Annotated in this window: 8 protein-coding genes; 2 read left to right on the top strand and 6 right to left on the bottom strand. The window is 59.2% G+C overall.

Annotation, left to right across the window (positions count from 1 at the left end):
* On the top strand, nucleotides 1-1,845 hold a 1,845-nt coding region (locus AC1DH9_RS14295), incomplete at its 5' end, for a xanthine dehydrogenase family protein molybdopterin-binding subunit (RefSeq protein ID WP_477808325.1).
* 287 nt (nucleotides 1,846-2,132) lie between these two features.
* Nucleotides 2,133-3,245 carry an alkene reductase gene (locus AC1DH9_RS14290; protein WP_427538469.1) on the top strand — a complete coding sequence of 371 codons (1,113 nt, stop codon included), beginning with the start codon at nucleotides 2,133-2,135 and terminating at the stop codon, nucleotides 3,243-3,245.
* A 108-nt stretch (nucleotides 3,246-3,353) separates the two neighbouring features.
* Here the strand turns inward: AC1DH9_RS14290 and AC1DH9_RS14285 are convergent, their stop codons facing one another.
* The 6 genes from AC1DH9_RS14285 to copD all read right to left on the bottom strand — a co-directional run.
* Nucleotides 3,354-4,130 carry an alpha/beta fold hydrolase gene (locus AC1DH9_RS14285; protein ID WP_427538466.1) on the bottom strand — a complete coding sequence of 259 codons (777 nt, stop codon included), beginning with the start codon at nucleotides 4,128-4,130 and terminating at the stop codon, nucleotides 3,354-3,356.
* Between the two features lie 23 nt (nucleotides 4,131-4,153).
* Nucleotides 4,154-4,663: a cytochrome P460 family protein gene (locus tag AC1DH9_RS14280; RefSeq protein ID WP_427538463.1), complete on the bottom strand. Its 510-nt coding sequence runs from the start codon at nucleotides 4,661-4,663 to the stop codon at nucleotides 4,154-4,156.
* A gap of 22 nt (nucleotides 4,664-4,685) precedes the next feature.
* Complete coding sequence (locus AC1DH9_RS14275) at nucleotides 4,686-5,753, bottom strand: alpha/beta fold hydrolase (RefSeq protein ID WP_427538460.1); 1,068 nt, start codon at nucleotides 5,751-5,753, stop codon at nucleotides 4,686-4,688.
* A 63-nt stretch (nucleotides 5,754-5,816) separates the two neighbouring features.
* Complete coding sequence (locus AC1DH9_RS14270) at nucleotides 5,817-7,190, bottom strand: epoxide hydrolase family protein (protein WP_427538457.1); 1,374 nt, start codon at nucleotides 7,188-7,190, stop codon at nucleotides 5,817-5,819.
* Nucleotides 7,191-7,341: 151 nt separating this feature from the next.
* On the bottom strand, nucleotides 7,342-7,668 hold the full coding sequence (locus AC1DH9_RS14265) for a DUF2790 domain-containing protein (protein ID WP_477806079.1): 327 nt from the start codon (nucleotides 7,666-7,668) through the stop codon (nucleotides 7,342-7,344).
* Nucleotides 7,669-8,079: 411 nt separating this feature from the next.
* Nucleotides 8,080-8,940: copper homeostasis membrane protein CopD (gene copD / locus AC1DH9_RS14260; protein ID WP_477808324.1), on the bottom strand; the 861-nt coding region annotated here is incomplete at its 5' end.

Raw genomic sequence — 8,940 nt, 5'->3', positions numbered from 1 at the left:
GCCTTGTTCAACGCAGCGGCTCAGGTTCGGGAATTGCTGTTGGAGTCGGCGGCACGCAGCTGGGGAGTCGAAGCCGCACTGCTGACCACCCACGAGGGCGTCATCCACGGCCCGACTGGACAACGGATGTCATACGCCGAAGCCGTCAAGGGCGTCGACCTGCACCACTATGCGAAGGYCCGATCGCCATCGATGCCGGTGTCCGCTTTCAAGCTGATCGGTCATTCTCTTCCTCGCCTGGATATCCCGGCCAAAGTCAGTGGCGGCGCCGCTTTCGTCCAGGATCTGCGCCTGCCCGGCATGCTGCATGCCCGCGTTATCCGTCCGCCACGTCCTGGTTGCACCCTTGAAGACTTCGATGCCGAGTCGATAAAGGGTCTGCCGGGGGTGGTGCAGGTGGTGCACGACGGCAACTACCTGGCAGTGGTGGCCAGAGACGAGTGGCAAGCCATTAAAGCGATGCGCAGCGGGTATGAGCGAGCCCGCTGGAGCGGCGGACAGGCGATCCCCGAATCTCGGGACATCCACTCGTTGTTGACACGCCTCCCTGCACACCGCTATCCGATCAGCCATGAAGGTAGCCCGACTGCTGGAGCCAGCGCGAGTTATCGCGCGCGGGTCACCAAGCAGTACCTCATACACGGTTCCATCGGCCCGTCCTGCGCCGTGGCCTGGTTCAAGGATGGCACGCTCACTGTCTGGACCCACACGCAGGGTGTCTACCCTCTTCGCGCGGGAATCGCCGAGATGGTGGGACTGGCGCCAGAGCGGGTGCGCTGCATCCATACCGAGGGGTCCGGGTGTTATGGCCACAACGGCGCGGACGACGCGGCAGCCGATGCCGCGTTGATTGCGATGCGTGTCGCAGGCACGCCTGTGCGCGTGCAATGGATGCGCGAGCAGGAAAACCTCTGGGAGCCCTATAGCTCCGCCATGCTCACCGAGGTCCAGGCCAGCCTCGATGCGCAGGGCAGACTGCAGGACTGGGCCTATGAGCTGTGGACGACACCGCACAATGAACGCATCGTAAATGCCGGCAGATTGATTCCCGCACGGCTGTTGGCTCGCCCATTTGTCTCCGCGCCGTCGGTTCCAATCGCCCAACCCGAAGGGGATGGCGATCGAAATGCCGTGCCGCTGTACGCCCTGGCATCCACCCGCATCGACATGAACTTCGTGACCACCATGCCGTTTCGCACATCCGCCATGCGTTCGTTGGGGGCACATATCAATATCTTCGCCATCGAAGCCTGCATCGACGAACTGGCCGCTCAGGCCGGCGCCGATCCGGTTGCCTTGCGCCTCGCCCATCTGACAGACCCGCGAGCACGGGCGGTGGTCGAACGCGTCCGTGACGCCAGCGGCTGGCTGCACAAAGGCAATGAACCTGGTTCCGGCATTGGCTTCGCGTTTGCCCGCTACAAGAACATCATGGGGTACTGCGCAATAGCCGTCCGTTTGCAGGTGCATCCGCAGACCGGCGAGGTTCAGCTCGATCGAGTGGTAACCGCAGTGGACGTGGGGCAAATCGTCAACCCCGATGGCCTGCGCAACCAGGTGGAAGGAGGCATCGTGCAGTCCGCCAGCTGGACCTTGTATGAAAAAGTCGGTTACGACCCGGGTGGTGTGCGCAGCTACGATTGGAGCGGTTATCCGATCCTGCGCTTTCCTCAGTTACCCAGGCAGGTCGACGTGCATTTGCTCGACCAGCCGGGACAACCATTTCTCGGTGCGGCCGAGATCGTCCAGGGCCCCATGGCCGCCGCCATCGGGAATGCCGTAGCGAACGCTACCGGCCGACGCTGGCTGAATCTCCCCCTGACCCGCTCAGAGCAGCAGGCATAGCCTGAAATCCACTTCCCGTTAAAGCGTTGCGTTTCACGCAATGCAGCGTAGAGCTGCGGCTGGATTATCACTCAAGGCCCGGCGGATTAAGTTAGTGCCCAACAGGAGGATCACAGCATGTTCGGCACTGCATCACATCATCAACACCGCACCATTGTCGTAGGCGGTTCGCTCGGTGGTCTGGCGGATACAGGGCACGGAAATCGGCAATCACCTGCTTTTCAACCAGGCACCATCCGCCTGAGCACTCATGGCATCCCGGTCGATGCCCTCCCAAGGAAATACCCATGACTCAGCACCTGTTTCAACCCATTGCGGTTGGTCCCTACACACTGGCTCATCGCGTGGTGATGGCCCCTCTGACCCGCTCCCGAGCCGGACAACCGGGCGACCTTCCGACCGCCATGAACGCCGAGTATTACCGGCAACGCGCAAGTGCCGCCTTGATCATTACCGAAGCCACGCAGATTTCCCGTCAAGGTCAGGGCTACGCCTGGACCCCGGGGATTTACAGCGATGAACAGGTGGAAGCCTGGCGTCAGGTGAGCACACAAGTGCATGAAGCGGGCGGACTGATTTTCATGCAGCTGTGGCATGTGGGGCGTGTCTCTCACCCAAGCTTCCAACCCGATAACGCCCTGCCGGTTGCTCCCAGCGCACTGCCTGTTCCAGGCAAGACGTTTATCGTCGATGACGATGGCAATGGTGTCTGGGGTGATGTACCCGTGCCGCGTGCTCTGGAAACCTCAGAGATTGCGGATATTATCGGCGACTATCGTCGCGCTGCGCGCAACGCCTTGAAAGCCGGCATGGACGGCATTGAAATCCACGCGGGCAACGGTTATCTGCTCGACCAATTCATCAATAGCAACAGCAACCAGCGTGAGGACGGCTACGGCGGCAGCGTGGAACATCGCGCTCGTCTGTTGCTGGAAGTGGTAGACGCTGTTGCCGATGAAGTGGGGGCCGAGCGCGTAGGTGTACGGCTTACGCCCATGGGGCGCTTCATGGGAATGGGTGATGCGACACCCGAGGCCACATTCGGCCACATCGTGCGCTCCCTGAACCGCTGGCCCCTGGCCTATCTGCATCTTGTGGAACCTGCAGTGGTGGGCACCGTCAAGGACGAGAATTTCGATCCCCGCTGGGACGCGATCATCGGTCAACTTCGTACGGAATGGAAAGGTGTGCTGATGGTCGCCGGTGGTTACGATCCGAAAACAGCAGAACAAGCCTTGGCCGCCAACCGTGCTGACATCATTGCCTTTGGAAGGCCGTTCCTGGCCAACCCTGACTTGCCACGGCGGATCCGTGACGGACTGGCGCTCAACACTTCAGACCCAAGCACCTTCTTTGGTGGCGACCAGCGCGGATACATTGATTATCCCGTTCATCCATAAGGGACGCCGGACACAAAAAATCGATCAAGGCAGGAGTGAATGCCTCACTCGATGCCTTGATTCGATACCTGACCATTTGTCTCTACCCACCCTTCACAAGCGCAGGAATCACTTTGCCGCAGCCGCTTGTTCAATCAGTCGGGCGACCGGCTCCGGATTTGAAACCATCACGACATGGGAAGCCCCTTTAACGACTTTCACCACTTTGGCCTCGGCTCGCTTGGCCATGAATGCCATGGCCTGCGGTGGAATGTTCTTGTCCTTGTCGCCATAGATGTACCAGGACGGAATATGCTTCCAGGCCGGTGTACCTGACTGCTCGTTCAGCGCCGCTTCGGTGACCGGACGCTGAGTCGCCGCCATCAATGCCGCCTGTGCGGCGGGGACGTCAGCGGCGAACTGGTCGTGGAACTTGTCCTGCTGGATGTACAAATCCTTGCCGCCATCAGCCAGCGCGACAGGCGCCGCAAGGGTTGGGCCGAGGGTACTCCCCGGGAATTTGCCGGCTAGCCCGGCGACGGTTTCGCCCGCCTCGGGCGCGAACGCGCTGACGTAAACCAGTGCCTTTACATTGGCACGGTCATTGGCCGCTTCACTGATGACGTTGCCGCCGTAGGAGTGGCCGACCAGCACGACGGGCGACTTGATGCCAGCCAGCAATGCCGAAACAGCAGCGCCGTCGCTCTTCACGCTGCGCAACGGATTGGCAGCAGCCACAACGGGGTAGCCATCCTTCTCGAGGATCTTCACCACGCCATTCCAGCTCGACGCATCGGCAAAGGCGCCGTGCACGAGAACGACGGTAGGCTTTTCAGTTTGCGCCGATGCGTTGGCACCGATGATCAGGCCGGCGGTGCAGGCCAGAGCAGCCATTACTTTTTTCATTGGAAACTCCTTGGGCGATTGGACTATGGAGCGAATCGGGTGAAGACGAAGTCGTGGTTCTGCACTCGCGCCTGGTGGCAGGCGAAGCAGGTCTGGTGCTGTGCCTCATCGGCGGGTTTGCCGTTGATAAAGCGACCAAAACCCCAACCGCCGGTTGACGCATATTTCCTCGAGTCCTTGACCATGACCTGAACGGTAGTGGCCGCGCCGGGAATGGAGGCCGGCTCGAACTCCGGGGACTGGACGTGTTTCCAGGCGAGCTTCACCAGCACCGTGCCGTCAGGGAACGGCAGCGTTGAATCCTGGTAGGCCTTGATCGCCAGATCATTGCCCAGGACCGCTCGAAGTTCGTCCAGGGGTGCCGCTTCCTGCGCCGGCGCTATCAGCGCCCATTGGCGATAGCCATCGGGAAGCTTCACGCCGTAGATCGGTGAAGCGTCGCCGCCACCGGCGTCGCCCCGCGCTACTCCGGTAGCGGTCAACGCAACCGATGCCACGGCAGCGGACAACACGGCCAGATACTTGAGCTTCATCGCTGCTCTCCCCTTCAGGCCATCAGAGATGATCAGCGTCGATCACTGCCTGGGCGAAGGCTTGTGGGGCCTCCTGCGGCAAGTTGTGGCCGATACCGCCATTGATCAATCGATACTCATATTTGCCGGTGAAGCGCTTGGCATAGGCCTCGGCAGGTGGATGTGGCGCACCGTTGGCATCGCCCTCAAGGGTGATGGTCGGCACGCTGATGGATGGGAAGGTCGCCAGTTTCTTCTCCAGCTTGTCGTATTTTGATTCGCCCTTGATCAGGCCCAGGCGCCAGCGATAGTTGAAGATGGATACGGCGACGTGATCGGGATTTTGCAAAGCGGCGGCGCTTCGGTCATAGGTGGCGTCGTCGAAGTTCCACTTTGGCGACGCCAGTTTCCAGATCAGCTTGGCGAAGTCGTGGGTGTTTTTTTCATAGCCCAGACGGCCACGCTCTGTCGCAAAATAGAACTGATACCACCACTGCAACTCGGCAGCAGGCGGCAGCGGTGTCTTGCCGGCCTCCTGGCTACCGATCAGATAGCCACTCACCGCAACCAGCGCTTTCACCCGCTCCGGCCATAAGGCCGCGACGATGTCGGCCGTGCGCGCGCCCCAGTCATACCCGCCGAGCACAGCCTGGTTGATTTTCAGCGCATCCATGAAGTCGATCAGATCGCTTGCAAGTGCAGCAGGCTGGCCGTTGCGAACGGTCTTGGCAGAAAGAAAACGCGTATCGCCATAACCGCGCGCATACGGAATCAGCACTCGATAGCCCTTCTGCGCCAGCGCCGGCGCCACGTCGGCGTAGCTGTGAATATCGTAAGGCCAGCCGTGCAGCAGGATGACCACCGGCCCATCGGCAGGGCCGACTTCGGCGTAGGCAACATCCAGCAGACCGGCCTTGACATGCTTCAATGGGCCGAACGAAGTGTTACTTCCCGGCGTAATGGTGCCGATGGTGCTGGCCGGCACATCAGCGGCGTTCGCCTGCGCCGAGGCCACACTCAAAGCGCCCAGCTGCATCAATGCGATCGCCAGAACAGATGGCGCGAGCAGACGCCGAGGTATGGATTTGTGGTTCAACGGGTTCGTGTCCATGGTGAGTCTCCCTTGTGAACGGCTGGTGAGTGGTTCCGGTTTTTGGAATCGATTGGAAAGTGTTTACCGGGCGGCCTGAGCGCCGGTGTTTTGCGCAGACGCACGCAACGGACGGAATGCCTCACGTAATTCTTCGCTGAACAATTGAGGCTGCTCCCAGGCAGCGAAGTGGCCGCCTTTGTTGACTTCGTTGAAGTAGGAGAGCGATGGATAGGCACGCTCTGCCCAGGCTTTCGGCGCGCGGTAGATTTCGTGCGGGAACACGGTGATCGCCACCGGGACCTTGATGTCCGCAGTCTTTTGCGCCGCGGCGCTGAAGTTATTGTTGTTGTTCTCCCAATAGAAACGGGAGGACGACGCGCCGGTGTCAGTCAGCCAATACAGGCTGATGTCGTCGAGCATCTCATCGCGGCTGAGCACACGTTCAGGCTTGCCGTCACTGTCGGTCCAGGCTGCGATTTTTTCGTACATCCAGGCCGCCGTGCCGGAGGGCGAGTCAGCCAGCAGATAGCCGATAGTCTGCGGCCGGGTCACCATCATCGCGCCGTAGGCTGCATTGCGACCGAAGAAACTACTCAGCGAGTTGTAGGCCGTGCGTTCCGGATCGGTCAACCCGGCCGGTGCCGGATCGCCACTGTTGATCGGCTTCACCAGCTCCGGCGGTATGGTCGCCGGCATATTCAGATGAATGCCAAGTAATCCTGGAGGCGCCAGGCGACCCAGTGCGTCGGAAATYACCGAACCATGATCGCCGCCCTGGGACACGTAATGGGTGTAGCCCAGTCGCTTCATCAGCACATCCCAAGCCTTCGCCACCCGGTCAGGCCCCCAGCCCAATTCAGTCGGTTTGCCGGAAAAACCATAGCCGGGAATCGACGGAATCACCACGTCGAAAGAGTCTTCCACACGCCCGCCGTAAGCGGTCGGATCGGTCAGCGGGCCGATGGTTTCAAGGAATTCGAATTGTGAACCGGGCCAGCCGTGGGTGAGGATCAGCGGCATCGCGTTGGGATTGCGCGAGCGCACATGGATGAACTGGATGTCGACACCATCGATGGTGGTCATGAACTCTGGTAAAGCATTGAGCCTGGCCTCGGCCTTGCGCCAGTCGTAACCGTTGCCCCAGTACTTCACCAACTCTTGCACCTGTGCCCGTTGCACACCTTGGGAAACGTCGTCGACGGTCTCCTTGTCAGGCCAGCGGGTGTCTGCGATGCGTTTGCGCAGGTCGGTCAGGCGCGCTTCATCAACATGAATGCGGTATGGGCGAATGGCCTCCGATGTAGCCGATGCAGCGCTGGCAGGTGCATTGTCGGTAGCCGTAGTGGCTGCCCATGCGCCACTGCCGCCAGCCAGCAGTGCGAGACCGAACACATGAACCCTGACGGATGAAGCCAGGCAACGGCGCCTGGCGGAAACGGACGAAACTGTAAGCATGATAAATCTCCTTTTTAGTCAGTGGCCTATAGGCGCGGCGATCGTTACCAGAGCTGATCACCGGCCGTAGCGCACACTTGGCCACAGTCAGTTGCGACTATTGGGCTGCCGTCAGCCGGAGTGTTGACGGCCTGCCCCGCACAACCTTGCATCAACTGCCTTGGCCGCAGTCCTGAGCAAGGGTGCTGTAATCCAGAGACTGGATCTTGCCGAGCGAGTCGAGGTAAGTCATACGAGTCTCCACGACGCCACAGCCTGAGGACGGCGCTTCGTTGACCGACAGCACTTTGGCGATATCCAGGTGATCGCCGTACCTGTAGCTGTGGGATTTGACGCTGTCTTGAGCGTTGGCCGCCACGGCGCCAAGGCTGAGTACGGCAAACAATGAAGCGATGCTGAGGTTCTTCCAGTTCATGACGATATCTCCAGACGTTGAGTGGTCCAGCGAGACGGCTTGCGCTGTCTCGATGGCGCTCATTTGACGCCGATCAGGTATCCCGTATGTGTCAGCAACGGCCCACAAAAGAAACAGTCCGTATCGGCATGCGGCCTGGATACACAGAGATACATTTGTGTCAGAAGGGGTGGAGAGCAAATGGAAGCGGTTTCGAGTGAAACCTGCTGGAATGAAAAAAAGAGGCTTCTGCCTAATGCCAGCCAGTTAAGGCACGAACCTGTGGGAGCGAGCCGGCTCCGGGCGGCGTTCCGACGATAGCGGTGGGTCAGTCAACGTTGATGTGAATGTTATGCCGTCATCGTCGGAACGCCGCCCGGAGCCGGCTCGCTCCCACATGGATTGCGCTTAACTGACAGACATTAGGCAAAAGCCTCTTTTTTTAATCCGTCTTTTAATGCTTGTAGAGGGAAACGAGACATGCCGTTTTTAGCTCTATTCAGCTTTCATACTCATCTCCGGGCTCAACGTTCCTAACCAAGCGACAAGACACACGATGACGACTGCCATTGAGAACTCGAAAGTCATGCTGCGCCGCAAAGCGTTGACCGCCACCGAATACTCTCCAGTTCGAACTGATCGCTCTAATAGCGGGCTTAGATGAAAACGATTGAGAATGGCCAGTACGATCATTCCGGAAAACAGCAGGACTTTCAGGAACAGCAATATCCCATAAGTACTCAGCATCACCTCATCGAGGGTTGGACCTACGATAAACAGGTAATTCACTACACCGGTGATGCTCAGGATCACTACGATCACCGCGCCAGCCGATTCAAATCCAGTCAGTACCCGAGCAAGCATTCGTGCCTCTTGCTCGCCCTTCAGTGATTTCAAACGCAACAATAGAGCGAACGCCGCGAGAGCACCCAACCAACCACCTGCAGCTAAAAGATGGAAGATATCGCTGATGAAATGCCAATAACGACGGCTACCTTCATCCATAGCACCATGTCCTGTCCATGCCAGGGTGGCCAGTGCAATGGCTCCACATGCGGTGACGATCCAGAGGCTGAGTGTCGGGAAGCGCTTATTCAAGGCAACGCCAATAATTGCCATCACCAGAGCAGCTATTCGGACCATCCAGGTCAAACCGACGTCAGTCCCCATGAGGACCATTTGAAAAATATGGTGATGCAGCTCCATAAACCCCGACACACCGCTCATTGCTTTTGCAAGCAACAACATGGCGGCAAGGGACAGGGCTACACCGACAACAGAAGTACCATAAAGAAGCGACTCAAAATTCAAGGCCGTGCCCGATACTCTTTCCTTTCCCCTGAGGCTGTACAAACC

The organism is Pseudomonas sp. 05T35 (assembly GCF_056396605.1).
This window is presented reverse-complemented; position numbering and strand designations above follow the sequence as displayed.

Coding starts and splice junctions, on each gene's coding strand:
- AC1DH9_RS14290 (WP_427538469.1), top strand. CDS start 2,133: ATGACTCAGCACCTGTTTCAACCCATTGCGGTTGGTCCCTACACACTG.
- AC1DH9_RS14285 (WP_427538466.1), bottom strand. CDS start 4,130: ATGAAAAAAGTAATGGCTGCTCTGGCCTGCACCGCCGGCCTGATCATC.
- AC1DH9_RS14280 (WP_427538463.1), bottom strand. CDS start 4,663: ATGAAGCTCAAGTATCTGGCCGTGTTGTCCGCTGCCGTGGCATCGGTT.
- AC1DH9_RS14275 (WP_427538460.1), bottom strand. CDS start 5,753: ATGGACACGAACCCGTTGAACCACAAATCCATACCTCGGCGTCTGCTC.
- AC1DH9_RS14265 (WP_477806079.1), bottom strand. CDS start 7,668: ATGAGCGCCATCGAGACAGCGCAAGCCGTCTCGCTGGACCACTCAACG.